This is a genomic window from Pseudomonas sp. 05N433, from assembly GCF_056396925.1.
The window spans coordinates 48744-66748 of record NZ_JBFTML010000043.1 but is presented as its reverse complement, the minus strand read 5'-3'; the positions used below and the strand labels follow the sequence as shown (position 1 = coordinate 66748).

Here is an 18005-nt window from a genome sequence, read left to right as displayed (position 1 = left end):
CTTTTATTCGGGTCAAACCACGAATTAAGCTCATCGTGAATATCTACCGGACCACCGAGAGCGCTATAACTGGTCGCGGACAGGGACCATGGGGCCCATGTGCCTGGCGGGAATTTCAGCACTTTTATAATGTGCTGCTCCAACTCGGAGGCACTGGTGAGGCCGTTTCCAGACCATTTGTGCTCGATCTGTTCAATGAATAGGTTTTGATCAAGGGCTCTGTTCCTGGGGGCTGCGACCAGTATTCTTTGCAAAGAACTGATTTGTTTGAGTTGACGCAGACTCAGCGACCGGTTTTTGCTGGGAATGATCCGATGACCGAGAAAGTGGATCATCATGTCATTAAAATAAGCGAAGTCAAACGTGCTTCCGCTCAGATCGTGAAAGTCCAGGATGATGAATTCATTGGGGTTTTCCTGGAGGAATTTTTCTACATCGGTTACAAGTTGGCCCAGGGTTCGGTCATTGCGATAATTGTTATGATGACAGCGAAATTTTCCAAGTCCCGGCGCGCGGGCGTCGTAAGTCAGGCGAATATCCAGCGCGCGGGAACCGTTGTGTAGCTGGGAATAAAACGATTTATGCTGACAGGCCAGCCAATGGGCTCCCGGGCCTTGCAGCCAAGTGGCTTTCCAGTCGCTTCCGGCGTTATGGGTGCCTGGCAGTGTCAACTCATTGAGCGACAGTGTATCGATTGCCGGCGTGCTGGCCATCCAGTTTCTAARTRCGTAGTTGTTCTGAACARTRTTGTCCATTTAATGCTTCCTTGCATAGTTTGATAGGTGTTATCGGTTGGCCGAAGTGAGTGGCTGTTACTCACTTCGGTCAATAATTTATAAAGGGAAAGAGCGGGGCGATCAATCGTTGTGATAATGCAAGATATGTGTATTTGGTTGTGCGTAACTTAGGCAGGGTTTCGGTTTTTCGCCTCAATCCATTGCGCCATGTATTGCGTACTTTTATGGTGGTGATGACGCAACATACTACCGGTAAAATTATCGCGTCTAAGTTGAGTCAAGTGCTGTTGGCAGTGCAACAACTTCTTGATCAACGCCGGGCCATGTTCCGACATTTTATATCGATCGGCCAGTAACCTCTGTCCGTGGGATTGGGCCTGCGCCCAAAGCGCTTCATCCTTATACAGCCGCACCGCACAGTCAGCCAGTTCCCGTGCCGTGCGGGCCACGGTCCCAGGCCAGGGATGATTGCCATGCATGGCTTCGGCGCCGATGGGCGTCGTCACCGTGGGGGTGCCACATAACATGGCGTCGACGATCTTGCCTTTGATACCGGCACCGAAGCGTAGAGGCGCCAGACAAATGCGTGCCGCCGACATCACTTGCAAAGCATCTTCTGCCCAGTTCATGACATGAAAGCCCTGGGCCGGGTTGTGCAACGCGGTAGCTTTGGGGGGGGTATAAGCGCCGTAGATATGCAACTGAGCCGTGGGCAGTTGCTCGCGGATCAACGGCCAGATAGCTGTTTTCATCCAGAGCACCGCATCCCAGTTCGGCGCATGTCGAAAATTGCCGATGCTGAGAAAGTGCGCCCGATCTTCAAAGGCTGTCGGCGGCACGAGCTCAGGTTCGACCATCAGCGGACACCAGTGCAACAAGTTGCGCGGCAGCTTGAACTGCTCGACCAGCAATTCGATCTCCACTTCAGAGATCATCAGGTTCAAGTCGCAACGGTACAGCGCAGCAATCTCCCGTTTGGCGAGATCGGTATCAGCCATCAGTTCGAACTCTTCGCGCAACGCCGGCGCGAACAAGTCGCTGAAATCATTATTGTCGTCATTGACCTTCAAGCGATCCTTGAGGCGCTGATGCCGGGCGTGCCGCAAGCTTTGCAGATCCGATGTCTCGAGGACACGCAGGGCATCGGGACAGTATTTTTCGACCCGCCAGCCAAACTGCTCCTCCATCATGAACTGATCGAACAGCACTATGTCCGGAGCAAGTTCACTGACGAAGTCGTCGAAACTGCTGTTGTTCAATTCAATCGGAATTTCACGAATGCCCAACGCCGTCAGATCAGCCCGATGTTCGCCGGTGCCGGCCGGGCTACTGAAGGTGACGTCCCAGCCTTGCTGCAAGAATGTCTCAAGGATTTGCATGACGTGCCCACCGGCCGCTGAAGAACGGGGCTCGGGCCAGACGTAACCAATGACCAGGACTTTGGTTGCGTTGAGCTGACTCATGACAGTGTTCCTTGGTGTAGGCGAGGAGGGACGAAGAAAAGGCCGCAATTAAACCACAGGAGGCGATTCCTGTGAGTTTGCGGCCGTTTACTTGAGTCGACGGGAGGTCAGCGCCCCTGTTGACAGAGATTTTCTGTCCCAAGCATCTAGGCGAGTGTAGACAGATTAATGATCACAGCCTCCGTGATGTGCTTACCGGTTGCGGTGTCGAACTTGCTCCTCATCCGGCCCAGGTTTTCGAGAAAGCGCGGGTAATTGGCCGATCGTTGATTCAGCAAGCCAATAGCCAGGGCGTAAGAGTCGGCGTTCAGGAGTGCAGGAGCCTCGGCAACGATCTTGGGCAAGTCTTTTTTAAGCTGGTTAAACTCACGGAACCCCTTGTGATCGGCATCCCGCAATGTGAAAGGATCTAATCCTTCCGGATGCTTCGCCAGATTCATCAACTGAGTCACATCGACATCGCCGGCCTTACCAAATGCGGGATCCGGGTTGCCATACATCAGGTCAATCGTACGTTGTGAGCCATGAGACATCTCATGCACCACGCCATCAGCGATCCGTCCTCTGTCGAACCTTTCCTTTTGGAAAAAGTCAGTCATATTGTCCGAGTAGATCTTAATGAATCGACTGTTAACTGAATCGGCAGGGTAATTCGCTGCTTTCCATCGCGCGAAGGTCTCGGGAAGCATTGCCGCCAGCGCGCCGTCCGAAGGTTTTTTTACAATATCTATGTTCTTCAGGGAGATGTGATTGAGGTCTTTTTTCATTTTGCGTAATGCTTCGGTCAGGTGCTCAACAGTTTGAGCGGAACTGTTGCCGAAGAAATACTTTATTACTGCTTTTACTTCGAAATCAGCACTGTTCGCCACCAGTTGATGCAGTGCGGTGTCAATTTTTGTCTGGGCGATCGGTAAGCTTCTTTTGACATAGGCGGAGACGAAGCTATCCGGCAGGAGTTTCTTGCGAACGTAGGACTTGAAACTCAAGTCGAAGTTTTTGAGTTTCTTTCCCCACGGCTGCCCCAGCCGGTTGAGAGCGTACCAGTCATCCTGCATGCGGACCGCAGACACGACGAAAGAATCTCCAGAGCTACCCAGCGGACGCCAGGTTCCTTGTCCGATATCAGTTCGTTGCGCCGCTTTGATCAAGTCATAAGCGTCAGCACTGCCGGTCAGTCTTCGAAGTTGATGGGTTGCACTTTCCAAAGAGTTCAAGCCAGCCCGACTGATACCCAATACACCTTTCTTTAAATACTTTCCGACGCCCAGGATCAGCTCTGGCGTACCGTCCAGCGGGTTGAACACAGAGTGGAGAAACCCTAGGCCCAACTTGGCTAGCGCTCTGGTCTTCGAGGCTGTGGAAACGGCCTTTGCCGCGATGCTAGCGGCTTTTGCAGCGACGCCAACGACCAGCAAAACGGTCATCGCTAGTTCAAGCGTGCAGGACAGCGTACTGCCCCTGTTACGGTCCGGATCGTCGGAGAAGAAGTCTTCGATGCAGGATTTAAAAGGCACAATAATATTAATGAATGTCTCGAATTGTTGTTCTTCCTTTGAGTGTCTTTGCTCCAGTTCCGTTCGGCCCCGTGCGTCTTCTATCAGTTCGTCGTACGTCCAGAGGGGGCGATGCTTCAAAATGAAATTTGTCAGGGGGCTGAATTCTCCGCTTTGATAACTCTCATAATAACCAGGCTTAATAGTGCGTGTTGTTTTTACCGATGCGTTCAATGATCCCAGTTTTTCAATTACCCCATGACTGGACCGGGTGTTGCCTGGTGGAACTCCATGGGTATAGCTCTCTATATCAGTTGGCAAATTGTGGATTTTTTCGGCTTTGCTCAAACTGTTGATGTGATCGGTAAAGTCCAGTCTCGCAGGTTGTGCCAGCAGACCTTCTTTTTGCACAAGTGCTGCCAGTTGAGGGTTCTCCCTGCATTCACCGTGCAAGGTGAACAGTTCATAACAATACAACCGGCCTTCATATTTCGAGCACATCACGACGCCATAGCGACCCGTGGCTTCATCTTTGGCTTTCTGTTTTTCCTGAGGAAACAAATCGGGAGGCTGGATGATGGCAACCGAGGGCCGGATAGTGAAGAAAGTGACTTCACCGCATAGCAAACGAACCCGGTCAGCCGGCGGTAACGCCGACAAAGCCAGCTTGACAATACTGGCCATCGCTTTTTCCAATGGCGCATAAGCCTGGTCAAAACGACGTTTGAAAATCCCCTCCGTAGAGACCAGATTAGGCACAAGGTGCGGAAATCTCTGGTAGAGACTAGGGCTTCTTTTCAAATCCCAGTTCAGTGTCCCCAGATGGTTGGACATGTTGAGCTCTACCATGGACATGGCTAACGGCTCGAAATTGTTGAACTCGTGCCAACCCCGTTGTTTCTCGAACAGTATTTTTTCGTCGATGAAATCGCAGTCCGGCACGATCTGCTCAAGTATCTCCCGGGAAATCGCTTTTCGGCTGGGCAGTGGGGTCGATAACGTGGCGACTGCTTGGGAATATACATCCGCAAAGGTCTGATAAGCCTCAATAGCACGATCACCAGAACCTTTATAGTCACTGACCACCTGCTCAAGAGTAATCACGTTGTTCAACAGCGCCCAGTCAATAATCGGGTCGACTGACAGCACGCTGTGCAGAATTTCCTGCTCCTTGTTGACTGGCTCAATCGCTTCAAGTTGCATGACGTTGGCAAATGTCATGGAAAGCACGGAACCGCAAGCGTTGGCTTCTGCTATGGCAACACCCCGACAGAACGTAATCCATTCGGGGGTGCCCAGTCGCAATGATTCGGGCAGATTTCTTACCAGAAATTCGGGTGCCCTGCCTGCCAGCAGCAAGTAGGCGGCGAGCGTACTGGTGTTAGAAGGAATGTCATGCTCATTCTCAAGATGCCGTTCCAGTTCAGTGAAAACCTCTGGAACCGATTTCTCTATGTTTTCAGGTGCATAAAGGTTGTAACCCGCGATGTGATTTCGACGCTCGTCGCCTCCCGCGTCCGGGTAAATGTCGAGAATAATTGCAGTCATGAGCACCTGCTCGAGGTTCAACTCTGAGACGGACTCACCTGATTTGGATCCGTACCAGTCAAGCGCTTTTAAGTAACTTTCGGACCAGCTTTTGAAATAGGGGTGTACACCCAATTCATGCAGCAGTTCGCGGCAATTCAATCGGTTTGCTGTTTTCGAACGATTTCCCAATGCAATGCTACACAGGTCCACCAGCAGTTTTCCGCGTCCGCCGATGTGCTGAGCGGTCAAGGTACGAATTGTTTGCCTGTCATCCGCCGACAACACCAAAGCCCTGTCCTCACTGCTCGTGATGGCTTCCCAGTAGTTACCCAATGCAGGGGAAGGGTGGTAGTCAAACTCTAGATGTTTGATCAGGTTTTTTATGCGTTTTACATCTACGGGCAGTTCGTATTCGTGGAATGTGATCCATTGAGCAACACCCAGCCGATTGTCGAAGAACACCACTCTGTCGATGGTTGCTGCAATATCCGCGATTGCAACCAAATCATCATTGAGGTCCGGATCAAGTTTGGTCTTTGCGGTCAATCGTATTTCGCGGCCATTATGGGAGGCGATGATGTGACCTGCATCGACAACATAGAACGAAGCATCGGGATGGACGGAATAGTAGGCGAGCACTTCTTTAAAGGCGGGCTTGTCGATCATGCTCTGCAACATGACAGCGCCGGGGCGCAGCGCCTGTTCGAACGAAGAACCTTCGGTCACTGTAATGAATAGCGCTTCCCAGTCTATCTGCTCATTGTTTTCTTTTCCGGAAATAGCCTTTTTAAGCTGTGCGATGATTTCGCCTCGCTCGATTTTATCGCTCTCAATGCCTTGTTTAAGTCGAGGGGTGATGTCTTGAGGGTTGGATAGTTGCAAATTATAATTCGCAGCTGTGTGCTGTTGGTCCATTAGTAGTTCCTTCTACTGGTTGTTGCTTAAAGGTGTGAGGATCCTCTTTTAGTTTAAGTTATTGGGCAACTGGCATTGTATTAGTGCCTGTTTCAGGTGGGGTCATAAAGTTGTTGAGGGTGCGGACTGTTCCGTTGCGGAAAAACTAAAAAGCACCGCTCTTTTCAGGAGCAGGTGCTCGGTGCGGCTTAAGCGCTTAGTTACACTTCAAGTATGTCCTTGACCTTATCCCGCAGTTGATCAATCGAGAACGGCTTGCCGATCACATGCATGCCGTCAGGCACCTCGATGCTTTCGGCATAACCGCTGGCGAACAGGATCGGCAACTCGGGGCGCAGCAGGCGTGCCTGTTTCGCCAACTCCCGGCCGTCCATGACCGGCAGCCCCACATCGGTCATCAGCAGGTCGATGTGCTGGTCCTCATCGTTGATGAAATCCAGCGCCTCTTCACAGCCATCGGCCTCAAGTACCCGGTATTCCAGTTCCTCCAGCACATCGACGATCAGCGTGCGCACGATGGCATCGTCTTCGACGACCAGGATGGTGGATGTGTTGGTGGACATAGTGGGGCTCTCAAAGGTTGGATTTACGATAGCGTCGATCGAAATCGCCGGGCTCTTGCATGAGTATGGGACGGATCACGACAAGTTCCCGAGGCGTTACAAAGAACAATAGCCGCACAAGAGCCGCGAAGAATAACCGCTCCTTTGCGCCGGAGCAGTGAAATGCAGGGTATTGCCGAAAAACGTGTCAGAAAAATGGATCCCCTCGGCCGATTTGGGGCAGACTCGATGGCATCCAACAGTTCGACAAGGCTTCCCATGACCTCTGCGCCTGCGGTTGATGAGCAACGATTCCGTAAACTCCTGAGCCGCAACGTCAGCCTGCCGTTGGGTGTCGGTGTCATCAGCGCGGCGTTCTTTGTCTTGCTGATCACCTATCTGCTGTCGGTGATCCAGTGGGTCCAGCACTCGGACCGGGTGATCAATAATGCCAATGAAGCGGTAAAACTGACCGTCGATCTGGAAACCGGTATGCGCGGTTTCCTGCTCAGTGGCGACGAGCAATTTCTCGAGCCCTATGAGACGGCCAAGCCAAGAATAACGGTCGCCCTCAATACCTTGCTCGAACTGACCGCGGACAATTCGGTGCAAACCGACCGCCTGCACCGGCTCCAGGCCTTGCAGACGGAATGGGCCAATTACGCGCAATCGATAATCGATTTGCAGCGCGCAGGCGGTGATTACCGCAGCGTCGTCAAGGTCGGGCGCGGCAAACGGTTGACCGATGAGATCCGCAAGCAATTCGAAGACGTGATCGACATGGAGCAGCAGTTGCGTGCCACGCGCAATGAAGAAGTGCGAAGCGCCACAATCTGGAGCATCGCCCTTTATCTGTTGTTCGTGGCCGGTATCAGCGGATTGCTGGCCTATGTCGGCCGCCGGGATCTACTCAACCTGTCCCGCAGCTACAGCGTCAACCTCGCCGCGCAACAGGCCAGCGCCCGGCGTCTGGAACAGCAGGCCTGGTTGCGCAATGGCCAGACCGAACTGGCCGAGCAAGTCCTGGGGCAGTTATCGCTCAATCTGTTGGGCCGCAATATCCTGCAGTTCTGCGCGCAATACCTGGGCAGCGCCGTCGCGGCGATCTATGTCCGTGAGGAGCATGGCGGCCTGAAGCGCATCGCGTCTTACGGTTTCTCCCGGGAACAGGAAGCACTTGAGCAGCAGATTTACAATGGCGAAGGGATTGTCGGCCAGGTGGCGCAACAGGCGCGCCTGATTCGTCTTGATGAGGTGCCAGGGGACTACTTCAAAGTCAGCTCCGGCCTGGGCGAAGGTTTACCACGCAGTGTAGTGGCGGTGCCGACCAGCGATGACGATCGCGTCAACGGGGTGATCGAACTCGGTTTCCTGCGACCGCTGACAGATCGTGACATCGAGTTGCTCGAACTGGTTGCCGGTAACATCGGCACCTCGATCGAAGCGGCGCGCTATCGCCAGCGCTTACAGGAAGTGCTGGCCGAAACCCAGCAACTCAACGAAGAGTTGCAGGTTCAGCAAGAAGAACTCAAGAGCGCCAACGAAGAGCTGGAAGAGCAGTCGCGGGTTCTCAAGGAGTCCCAGGCTCACCTGGAAACCCAGCAGATCGAGCTGGAGCAAACCAACGAGCAACTCGCCGAACAGGCGCAGATCCTGGCCGAGCAACGCGATGCCATGGACCTGAAGAACAGCCAGCTGAATCAGGCCCAGCTTGAGCTCGAGGCCCGCGCCGAAGAATTGCAGCGTGCCAGCAAGTACAAATCCGAATTCCTTGCCAACATGTCCCACGAATTGCGCACGCCGCTGAACAGTTCGTTGATTCTGGCGAAATTGCTGGCGGAAAACCCGCAGGAAAACCTCAGCGCCGAGCAGGTCAAGTTCGCCGAGTCGATCTATTCCGCCGGCAACGACTTGCTCAACCTGATCAACGACATTCTCGACATTTCCAAGGTTGAGGCCGGCAAGCTTGAGGTGCGTCCGGAGAACACCAGCGTTGCGCGCCTGGTGGAAGGCCTGCGAGGAATGTTCGAGCCGTTGGCCGCGGACAAGAAACTGGATTTTGAAGTCGAATTGCGCGCTGACGCACCGCTGATGCTGTTCACCGATCGCCAGCGCCTGGAGCAAGTGATCAAGAACCTGTTGTCCAACGCGGTGAAGTTCACCGAAAAGGGCACAGTCAGCCTGATTGTCGCGGCTCAGCCAGGCGAGGGCATCGCCTTTATCGTCCGTGATACCGGGATCGGCATTGCGCCGGATCATCAGGACAGCATTTTTGAAGCCTTCCGTCAGGCCGACGGCACTACTAACCGTCGTTACGGCGGAACCGGCCTGGGCCTGTCGATTTCTCGTGATCTGGCCACCTTGCTGGGCGGCTCCGTCAGCCTGACCAGCACGCCGGGGCAGGGCAGTGTGTTCACCCTGGTGTTGCCGCAGCACTACATCGAACCGGGCGATACGCCTGTCGAAACGATGAAAGCTACGCCGGTGACCATGCCGCAAGCCATCGTGGTTACCGCGCCTGTGCCGCTGGTTGCCGAGGTCGAAATCGCGCGTTTCGATGATGATCGCTACGGGGCGCCGTTCGCCACTCGTTGCATCCTGGTGGTGGAAGATGAGCCGGACTTTGCGCGTATCCTCTACGATCTGGCCCATGAACTGGGTTATCAGTGCCTGGTGGCCTACGGCGCCGATGAAGGCTACGACCTGGCCAGGCAATTCATCCCCGACGCGATCCTGCTGGACATGCGCCTGCCGGATCATTCCGGGCTGACGGTGTTGCAGCGCCTGAAAGAGCAAGCCGAAACCCGGCACATTCCCGTGCATGTGATCTCGGTCGAAGACCGTGTCGAGGCCGCCATGCACATGGGCGCCATCGGTTACGCGGTCAAACCGACTACGCGCGAGGAGCTCAAGGAGGTGTTTGCCCGCCTCGAAGCCAAACTGACCCAGAAGGTCAAACGCATATTGCTGGTCGAAGACGACGATCTGCAGCGTGACAGCATCGCCCGATTGATCGGCGACGAGGACGTCGAAATCACTGCCGTCGGCCTGGCGCAGGATGCACTCGATTTGCTGCGCACCACGATTTTCGACTGCATGATCATCGACCTGAAACTGCCGGACATGCTTGGCAACGACTTGCTCAAGCGCATGTCCTGCGAGGATATCTGCTCGTTTCCACCGGTGATCGTCTATACCGGACGCAACCTGACCCGGGACGAAGAGGCCGAACTGCGCAAGTATTCGCGCTCGATCATCATCAAGGGCGCGCGTTCGCCCGAGCGGTTGCTGGATGAAGTGACACTCTTCCTGCACAAGGTCGAATCCCGGTTATCCCATGAACGCCAGACCATGCTCAAGACCGCCCGCAGCCGCGATAAGGTGTTCGAGGGGCGCAAAGTGCTGCTGGTGGACGACGATGTACGCAATATCTTCGCCCTGACCAGTGCGCTGGAGCACAAGGGCGCGGTGGTGGTGATTGGCCGTAACGGTCGTGAAGCAATTGAGCGATTAAATGAAGTCGAGGACATCGACTTGGTGCTGATGGACGTGATGATGCCGGAAATGGATGGTTTCGAAGCCACCCAGGAAATCCGCAAGGATCTGCGCTGGCGCAAGCTGCCGATCATTGCGGTGACGGCCAAGGCGATGAAGGACGATCAGGAGCGCTGCTTGCAGGCCGGCTCCAACGACTACCTGGCCAAGCCCATCGACCTGGATCGCCTGTTCTCGCTGATTCGTGTGTGGTTACCGAAGATGGAACGCCTCTAATGGAGCGCAGCGAAATCGAATTGAGGTTGCTGATCGAAGCGATCTACCTCAAATACAGCTACGATTTTCGCGATTACTCCGGCGCGTCGATCAAGCGTCGGGTCAACCATGCATTGAGCCAATTCGAGTGCAATACCATCTCGGCGCTGCAAGAGAAGGTCCTGCACGATGCGACCGCATTCATGCAGCTGCTGCAATTGCTGACGATTCCGGTCAGCGAAATGTTTCGCGACCCTTCGCACTTCCTGGCGCTGCGTCAGGAAGTGGTGCCGCTGCTCAAGACCTATCCGTCGATAAAGGTCTGGATTGCCGGTTGCAGCACCGGCGAAGAGGTCTATTCGATGGCGATCCTTCTGCGCGAAGAAGGCTTGCTGGATCGCACCATCATCTATGCCACCGACATCAACCCGCGCTCGCTGGATAAAGCCAGGCAGGGGATTTTCTCCCTGCAGAATGTTCGGGCCTACACTCACAATTATCAGCAGGCCGGTGGTCAGCGTTCGTTCGCCGATTACTACACGGCGGCTTATGACTACGCGATTTTCGACAAGAGCCTGTGCGACAACGTAACCTTCGCCGATCACAGCCTGGCCACCGATAGCGTATTCTCCGAAACTCAATTAATTTCGTGTCGTAATGTACTGATTTATTTCAACAAAAAGCTTCAGGATCGAACGTTCGGCTTGTTTCACGAATCTTTGTGTCATCGGGGCTTTCTGGCACTGGGCAGCAAGGAAACCCTGGATTTTTCGGCCTATGGCAATCAGTTTGAGCCGTTGGTCAAACAAGAAAGGATCTACCGCAAATCATGAACAGTGCAGGTATTCCTTGTGTAGAAGCTATCGTGATCGGTGCTTCGGCCGTCTGCGTGTCGAGCGGGAACGTATCCCATGCCAAGTGACATCCAGACCAAACTACTGATCGTAGACGACCTGCCGGAGAACCTGCTGGCGCTTGAGGCGTTGATCAAGCGGCAGGACCTCATCGTCTACAAGGCCTTGTCCGCCGACGAAGCCCTGTCGCTGTTGTTGCAGCACGAATTCGCGCTGGCCATTCTCGATGTGCAGATGCCCGGCATGAACGGCTTTGAGTTGGCCGAGTTGATGCGCGGCACGGAAAAAACCAAAAGCATCCCGATTGTGTTCGTCAGTGCCGCTGGCCGTGATCTCAACTACGCATTCAAGGGCTACGAAAGCGGAGCCGTGGACTTTCTGCACAAGCCGCTGGATGTTCACGCGGTCAAGAGCAAGGTCAATGTCTTCGTCGATCTGTATCGCCAGAGCAAGGCGATGAAGCAACAGGTCGAAGCCCTGGAGCAAAGTCGCCGCGAACAGGGGGCGTTGCTCGAACAGTTGCAGAACACCCAGAAAGAACTGAAGCAGGCGGTGCGCATGCGCGATGACTTCATGTCCATCGTTGCGCATGAAGTCCGTACACCGCTCAATGGCCTGATCCTCGAAACCCAGTTGCGCAAAATGCACCTGGCCCGGGATAACGCCGCGGCGTTCACCCTGGACAAAATGCACGCCATGGTCGAGCGCGACGAACGGCAGATCAAAAGCTTGATCCGCCTGATCGAAGACATGCTTGATGTGTCGCGGATCCGCACCGRCAAGCTGTCTATCCGCCCCAGTCGGTTTGACCTGGTGCAACTGGTGCACAATCTTTTGCAGAACTTCGCACCGCAGGTTGAGGCCGCAGAGTCGTCAGTCAGCTTGATCGCCGACCAGCCCGTGATGGGCGACTGGGACGAGTTTCGTATCGAACAAGTGATTTGCAATCTGCTGACTAATGCGTTGCGCTATGGTGCCAAGAGCGCGATCGACGTTCGCGTGTACAATCACCACGGGCAAGCGCGGGTTGAGGTTCAGGATCGCGGTATCGGGATCGGTGTAGAGAATCAACAGCGCATTTTTCAGCAGTTCGAGCGGGTTTCCACCAGGGCCGTGGTGGCGGGGCTGGGCCTGGGGTTGTTTATTTCGCAGCAGATTGTCGCCGCCCATGGTGGCTCCATTACCGTCGAGAGCCGGATTGGCGAAGGCGCCTTGTTTCGCGTTTGTCTGCCGCTGCAGGAAAACAGCCCGATGAACGCAACCTCTGATTGACCACATGGTCGTATCAGCAGCTATTGACCGAACAAAGGTTTTCCATGAGTGAAGATGCACAAGACGTGGTACTGATCGTTGAAGATGACCCTTCGATTTTGATGGTGCTGTCCGCTTATTTGTCGGGTGAAGGTTACCGGGTGCTGCAAGCCGAAAATGGTGAGCAGGCCTTTGAGATCCTGGCGAGCAAACCAAACCTGGACATGATGATCACCGATTTCCGCCTGCCTGGCGGGATTTCTGGCGTGCAAATCGCCGAACCAGCCGTGAAGCTGCGACCGGAACTCAAGGTGATCTTCATCAGCGGTTACCCGCAGGAAATCCGCGAGACCGACAGCCCGATCACCCGCAAGGCACCGATCCTGGCCAAGCCATTCGATCTGGATGTGTTGCAACAGATCATGCAGGACATGCTCTCCTGAAGCTGTGTCGACGGTTGTGTCGTACGGCCCCCCTGTAGGCGCTGCCGAAGGCTCGGGCCGCGTTCGGACGATCTTTTGATCTTGATTAAAGCCCTTGCTGCAACGCCGGATCATCCGGATTGAGCTGCTCGAGCTGCGCCAACAGGATCTGTACGTTCTGCAACTGTCCGCTTTCCTTCCAATAGTTGATCAACAGCACGCGCGCCTTGCGATCGGCCGGGTGGCGCTGGACGATTTCCTGCAGCTGTTTCTGCGCGGCCTCCAGCTCTTGTTCACCATGCAACGTGGTGGCCAGGTCGTAGCGGTAATCCTTATTGTCGGGTTCAAGCTCCACGGCTTTGGACAGCCCGAGCAAGGCGAACTCACTTTGCCCGTGATGCAGCAACCAGAGCCCCAACGCATGTTGCAAGTAGGCCGAATCGGGCTGGGCCTTTAACTGCTTCGCCAACAATTGCTGGGCGGCATCGCTTTGGCCCAGTCGATCCAGCACGTCAATCTGCATCACCAGTGCCGGCAAGTTGCCGGGCGCCAGTTGCAACGTGCGCTCCAATGCCTGCTGCGCGTCCTTCAGTTCGGCATTGTGCAAATGCAGGCGCGCCAGTTGGTACTGGGTGTCGGCGCTTTCCGGCTGCTGCTTGAGGACCTGCTCCCAAGCGTCAATGGCTTGCTCCAGGGGGCCGAAATACAACCCCAGCTCATCCGGAGACAGCCCCAGCAAGGCGTTGACCGCCGCAAACCGGACGCTTGGGTCGCTGTCATCGAGCAAGGGCCCGAGCAACAGACTTCGCTGTCCATTGGGCACTAAACCGCTGATGCTTTTGATCGCCGCGATGCGTACCTCCGACGATGGATGTTGCAGGTCCGCATCCGCCAGTTTCAAGGCTTGCGGGCTGGGGTAGTTGGGCAGTTCGGCATGCAGCCAGACGCGGCGCTTGTCGGACAGGTCAGGGCGGCCCAATTGCTGGTAAAGAACCCGCGCCGCCCCCGGTTGACCCATGCGTGCCTGGGTCAGCGCTTCGCTGTAGCCGCGTCGAATTGCCTCCGGCACCACGGGCGTCGTGCTGCGCAAAAAAAACCAGGCAAGGGCGAGGGCAAACAGTGCACAGAGGCTGATGAGCAGATAGCGGCGGGACTGAGGCATGCAGGAATCCGGGAGCTGACAGGCTTTTACAAGGTCACCAGCTTCGGTCAGGCCGGGCTGTGAGTCAAACCCTGGCTCAGTTCAGCACGTAGTCATCGGGCTCAAGGGCCGGTGGCAAGTCGGTTTGCCCCAACGCTGCCAGCACTTCGCGCTCCAGCGTGCGCAAAATCGCATTGCACGGCAGATCGTTCTCATCGAAGCCGAACGGGTCTTCCAGATCGTCGCCAATTTCGTCGAGGCCGAAAAAGGTGTAGCTGACAATGGCGGTAATCACCGGTGTCAGCCAGCCAAGAGATTCGGCCATGGCGAACGGCAACAGGATGCAGAACAGGTAGATGGTGCGGTGCAGCAACAGGGTGTAGGGGAAGGGCAGCGGCGTACTTTTGATGCGTTCGCAACTGGCCTGGACCTGACTGAGGCTGACCAGTCGCGTTTCCAGTTGGGTATAACGCCATTCGCTGATCTGGCCGCGTTCGGCAAGGGCCGAGCACCGGACGCCGATCCGCTGCAAGAGCGCGTCAGTGATGTTCGGATGCTCTGCGTCCACGGCATCCTGCGTCCACGGCTTGATGGCGCTCATCTCGTTTTCAACGCGCAGGCGGGCGATCAGGCCATGGGCGAACCCGCAGAGCTCACGCAGCATAAGTTCACGTTCGGCCGCCGCCATCAGCCCCTGGGTTTGACGAATCAACGATCGCACTTCGATGATCAACTGCCCCAGATGCTTGCGGCCCTCCCACCAGCGGTCGTAGCAGGCATTGTTGCGAAAACTCATGAAGATCGACAACGACAGACCCAGCAGGGTGAACGGCGTGGCGTTGACCTTGGAGAAATACGCCGGGTGCCAGATCTCCACCAGCACGATTACCGACGCCAACAGGGTCACCAACAGACTGCGCAAGGCAATGCGCTTGGCAATCGAGCCTTTAAGGGAAAACAACATGCCGAGCAGGTTCGGCTTGGGACGCACAATCATGGACAGGGGCTTTATAGAGAGAGTGATGCTTGCGCAGCGATTTCAGCCTAGGGGCATGGGGGGATCCTGTCCAATCGCTTTGGCTGACGAAGTGATCGACAGGCTCTATCGACGCAGGCGTGTCCATCGGCGAAATGGCCTACAGGTCTTGTCGACATTGAAACTCGTCGAAGCAAGGAAGCAATGACTACGCTTGCAGGAGATGACTCGATGAGCGCTCCCATGCAACCGCTGCTTCAATACTTCAAGGCGATTCTCAACCCCGGACGCGAGGTGCTGCTGTTTGCCCTGAGAACCATCGTGGCCGGGTTGCTGACGCTGTACCTGGCCTTTGTGTTCGACCTCGACCAGCCCAAGTGGTCGATCATGGCGGTGATCATTGTCAGTCAGCCATTGGGCGGCATGGCCCTGGCCCGAAGTTTCGGCCAGATCATCGGCACCACGTTGGGCGCGGCGGTCGCGGTGTTGATCATGGCCATTTTCCCCCAGGCGCCGCTGCCCTTCATCATCACCCTGGCCTTGTGGTTGGCGCTGTGTACCGCCGGCGGCACCTTGTTGCGCTACACCAGTTCCCAAGCGTTTGTCCTGAGCGGTTACACGGCGGTGGTGGTGGCACTGCTGGCGCAACCCGATCAGGAGGGTACATTCCTGCTGGCCGTCACTCGCGTGACAGAAACACTGTTGGCGGTGGCCTGCGTGTGCGTTGTCAGCCTTCTGACGGCGCGACCGGAGGCGGTGGCCAAGGGTTATTTCGCCAAGATCGATCAAGTGATCAAACTGCTCGCGACTCACGCGGCAGCGGTGATTCGAACCGAGGAAAGCGAGGCCGATTTCCACAAGCGGCAAATGCAACTGTTGGGCGAGATCAGCGCCCTTGAAGGGCTGCGTCGACATTTGTACTTCGATGCACCACGGTTGCGCAGTGCCAATAGCCTGGTGCAGTTGCTTGGCAATCAACTGGTGCTGCTGACTTCGCGGCTGACGGCTTTGCGTCACCAGCGGCAATTACTCACSGAACGTTGGGAGGGCGCGTTGCCGGAAGAAATACAGCGGTTGCGCAGCGAGGAACTGGCATTCCTTGATGAGTTGGCCGTGCAAGGTCGCTCATTGTCGATTGAGGCGCGGCATCATTTTTTGACGCTGCAACAGCGTTTCGATGACCAGGCCTACAAGGCCGAACAACTCACCGAGACGATGCCTGCCACGCTGCGTTCATTGGCCTGGGCACTGCGCTGGGAGCAGGCACGGATGTTGGAGCAACTGGGGCAGATTCTGGAACTGAGCGACGCGATCCAGGAAGGACGGGAAGCCAGTTGCGTGTTCCGCGGCCAGGACAACCCGTTGCATCTGGACTTCACGTTGGCAGCAATGAACGCAATCCGGGCATTTACCGCGTTACTGGTGGCGGGGCTGATCTGGATCGAGACTGCTTGGGATGGGGCCCGTGGCGGGATGATTGTAGTGGGGATTCTCTGTTCGCTGATGGCGACTTTTCCGCGACCGTTGCTGGCCAGTCAAAGCTTTGCCAGGGGGCTGGGTCTGGCCTTGGTGGTGTCGGCGTTCTATCTGTTCATGCTGATGCCGATGATCAGTGACTTCGAGTTGCTCGCCTTGTTGTTTGCGCCATTGCTGTACGCGGTCGCGGTGGGGCTGGCCAGTCCGCCAACCACTGGCACAGGCATTGGTCTTGGACTGACGACCATGCTGTTGCTGGGGCCGCAAAACGCAGGAATCGGCCAAAACAATGCCATTCAGTGGTTCGAGTTTGCCGGTGCGTATATCTGCGCGGCCGTGATGGCGCTCAGCGTGTATGCCTTGATCTTCCCGTTCAGGCCCGATTTACGAATGCGCCGCCTGTTCAATGAAAGCTGCGAGCAGGTCTACGCTTTGTTGAAGACGCCGGCCACCGATGAACAGCAATTTGCGTTTGAAAGCCGTATGGTCGATCGCCTGACCATGATGTTGGGACTATTGCCGGTGACCAGCGACAAGCATACCCGCGAGCTGTTCGAAGTCAGCCTCGGGTGCATGGCGCTGGGGGTGGCTTTGAACCAGCTCAGGCAGCAGGGGCAGAGCAATACGTTGTTGAGTACGCAACAACAGAACCGTTTGCTGGCGGCAGTCCGAGAGACCGGGCGATTGATCGCCGGGCGACCCGGGGTTGACCTTGTGCAGTTGCTCGGAAGCTTGCATGTCTTGGGCGATGAAATGGACGACTTGCATCTAGACGTACATGAACACCTGTGGTCGGTATTCAGGATGCGCGTGGCGTTGTTGATCGTGGTGTCGTTTCTGGAGCGCCATCGCAAATACTTTCAGCCCGCAGACAAGGAAGGAGTGCCAGCCCTTGCCCATTGATCTGGAAGTGGGGGGCGTCTATCTGCCGCCAATCGCCCAGGCGCTGTTGCTGGCCTTGCCGATTTTTCTGCTGTTGGACTGGACCTTGCGCCGCCTGGGGGTATTGCGATTTGTCTGGCATGAAGCCCTGTTCGAAGGCGCGTTGTATGCCTGCGTATGCGCAACGTTGATTCTGGTGATGGGCGCCTGAGCTGTAATTTCAACTGGGGCCATTAACGTTGAACCGCGCATCAGCTTCTGAGCGGACTCTGTGCGTTGGCGTACAGACTCGTGCCTGTGAATACACTCAATCTGGGCTCTGTCAGATTGCTGGACGCGCTTTGAGCGATAGTCAACCAGCCAGTTTCTTCATGCGTCCGAGGAGATAGCCATGAGCTTGGGCACAATTCTGTTAATTATTCTCATCCTGCTGTTGATCGGTGCGTTCCCGAGTTGGCCGCATAGCAGGAGCTGGGGATACGGGCCAAGCGGTGGGTTGGGCATTGTGGTGATCATCGTCATCGTGCTGCTGCTAATGGGGCGACTTTGATTGACTGGCGCCGGGCTTGACTG

Annotated in this window: 13 protein-coding genes; 7 read left to right on the top strand and 6 right to left on the bottom strand. The window is 55.7% G+C overall.

The features are described 5' to 3' along the window. The 4 genes from AC1DIS_RS21415 to AC1DIS_RS21400 all read right to left on the bottom strand — a co-directional run. Positions 1–755: phosphatidylinositol-specific phospholipase C domain-containing protein (locus AC1DIS_RS21415; protein WP_477781067.1), on the bottom strand; the 755-nt coding region annotated here is incomplete at its 3' end. Between the two features lie 149 nt (positions 756–904). Then, positions 905–2200 (bottom strand): glycosyltransferase, encoded by a 1296-nt coding sequence (locus tag AC1DIS_RS21410; RefSeq protein ID WP_064618045.1) that lies wholly within the window; start codon positions 2198–2200, stop codon positions 905–907. A gap of 146 nt (positions 2201–2346) precedes the next feature. Further along, positions 2347–6138 (bottom strand): M35 family metalloendopeptidase, encoded by a 3792-nt coding sequence (locus AC1DIS_RS21405; RefSeq protein ID WP_477743046.1) that lies wholly within the window; start codon positions 6136–6138, stop codon positions 2347–2349. A 200-nt stretch (positions 6139–6338) separates the two neighbouring features. Further along, the gene (locus tag AC1DIS_RS21400; RefSeq protein WP_018926031.1) at positions 6339–6701 is read right to left on the bottom strand and encodes a response regulator; all 363 of its coding nucleotides are present in this window, start codon (positions 6699–6701) and stop codon (positions 6339–6341) included. A gap of 258 nt (positions 6702–6959) precedes the next feature. Here AC1DIS_RS21400 and AC1DIS_RS21395 point away from each other — a divergent pair, with 258 nt between their 5' ends. The 4 genes from AC1DIS_RS21395 (at position 6960) to AC1DIS_RS21380 (ending at position 12978) form a co-directional block, all read left to right on the top strand. Next, positions 6960–10451 (top strand): response regulator, encoded by a 3492-nt coding sequence (locus AC1DIS_RS21395; protein WP_477748370.1) that lies wholly within the window; start codon positions 6960–6962, stop codon positions 10449–10451. Then, positions 10451–11263 (top strand): CheR family methyltransferase, encoded by an 813-nt coding sequence (locus AC1DIS_RS21390; RefSeq protein WP_477743048.1) that lies wholly within the window; start codon positions 10451–10453, stop codon positions 11261–11263. Before AC1DIS_RS21395 ends, AC1DIS_RS21390 begins: the two co-directional genes overlap by 1 nt. 78 nt (positions 11264–11341) lie before the next feature. Continuing rightward, positions 11342–12556, top strand: coding sequence for a hybrid sensor histidine kinase/response regulator (locus AC1DIS_RS21385; protein WP_477781066.1), 1215 nt, complete (start codon positions 11342–11344; stop codon positions 12554–12556). Between the two features lie 44 nt (positions 12557–12600). Then, positions 12601–12978, top strand: coding sequence for a response regulator (locus AC1DIS_RS21380; RefSeq protein WP_018926027.1), 378 nt, complete (start codon positions 12601–12603; stop codon positions 12976–12978). Between the two features lie 85 nt (positions 12979–13063). On the opposite strand, the gene AC1DIS_RS21375 is transcribed toward AC1DIS_RS21380, so the two are convergent. Continuing rightward, entirely contained in the window at positions 13064–14119 is a 1056-nt protein-coding gene (locus tag AC1DIS_RS21375) for a tetratricopeptide repeat protein (protein ID WP_477743049.1), read from the bottom strand. A 76-nt stretch (positions 14120–14195) separates the two neighbouring features. Further along, positions 14196–15095 (bottom strand): bestrophin family protein, encoded by a 900-nt coding sequence (locus tag AC1DIS_RS21370; protein ID WP_477743050.1) that lies wholly within the window; start codon positions 15093–15095, stop codon positions 14196–14198. Positions 15096–15305: 210 nt separating this feature from the next. On the opposite strand from AC1DIS_RS21370, the gene AC1DIS_RS21365 reads away from it, so the two are divergent. The 3 genes from AC1DIS_RS21365 (at position 15306) to AC1DIS_RS21355 (ending at position 17982) form a co-directional block, all read left to right on the top strand. Then, positions 15306–17453 (top strand): FUSC family protein, encoded by a 2148-nt coding sequence (locus AC1DIS_RS21365; protein ID WP_477743051.1) that lies wholly within the window; start codon positions 15306–15308, stop codon positions 17451–17453. After that, positions 17443–17643, top strand: a complete 201-nt coding sequence (locus AC1DIS_RS21360) for a DUF1656 domain-containing protein (RefSeq protein ID WP_008026537.1) — start codon at positions 17443–17445, stop codon at positions 17641–17643. Before AC1DIS_RS21365 ends, AC1DIS_RS21360 begins: the two co-directional genes overlap by 11 nt. A gap of 180 nt (positions 17644–17823) precedes the next feature. After that, a complete protein-coding gene (locus AC1DIS_RS21355; protein WP_105341824.1) occupies positions 17824–17982 on the top strand; it encodes a DUF3309 family protein in 159 nt (52 codons plus the stop codon). The last annotated feature ends 23 nt before the right edge of the window (positions 17983–18005 follow it).

Coding starts and splice junctions, on each gene's coding strand:
- AC1DIS_RS21410 (WP_064618045.1), bottom strand. CDS start 2,200: ATGAGTCAGCTCAACGCAACCAAAGTCCTGGTCATTGGTTACGTCTGG.
- AC1DIS_RS21405 (WP_477743046.1), bottom strand. CDS start 6,138: ATGGACCAACAGCACACAGCTGCGAATTATAATTTGCAACTATCCAAC.
- AC1DIS_RS21400 (WP_018926031.1), bottom strand. CDS start 6,701: ATGTCCACCAACACATCCACCATCCTGGTCGTCGAAGACGATGCCATC.
- AC1DIS_RS21395 (WP_477748370.1), top strand. CDS start 6,960: ATGACCTCTGCGCCTGCGGTTGATGAGCAACGATTCCGTAAACTCCTG.
- AC1DIS_RS21390 (WP_477743048.1), top strand. CDS start 10,451: ATGGAGCGCAGCGAAATCGAATTGAGGTTGCTGATCGAAGCGATCTAC.
- AC1DIS_RS21380 (WP_018926027.1), top strand. CDS start 12,601: ATGAGTGAAGATGCACAAGACGTGGTACTGATCGTTGAAGATGACCCT.
- AC1DIS_RS21375 (WP_477743049.1), bottom strand. CDS start 14,119: ATGCCTCAGTCCCGCCGCTATCTGCTCATCAGCCTCTGTGCACTGTTT.
- AC1DIS_RS21370 (WP_477743050.1), bottom strand. CDS start 15,095: ATGATTGTGCGTCCCAAGCCGAACCTGCTCGGCATGTTGTTTTCCCTT.
- AC1DIS_RS21355 (WP_105341824.1), top strand. CDS start 17,824: ATGAGCTTGGGCACAATTCTGTTAATTATTCTCATCCTGCTGTTGATC.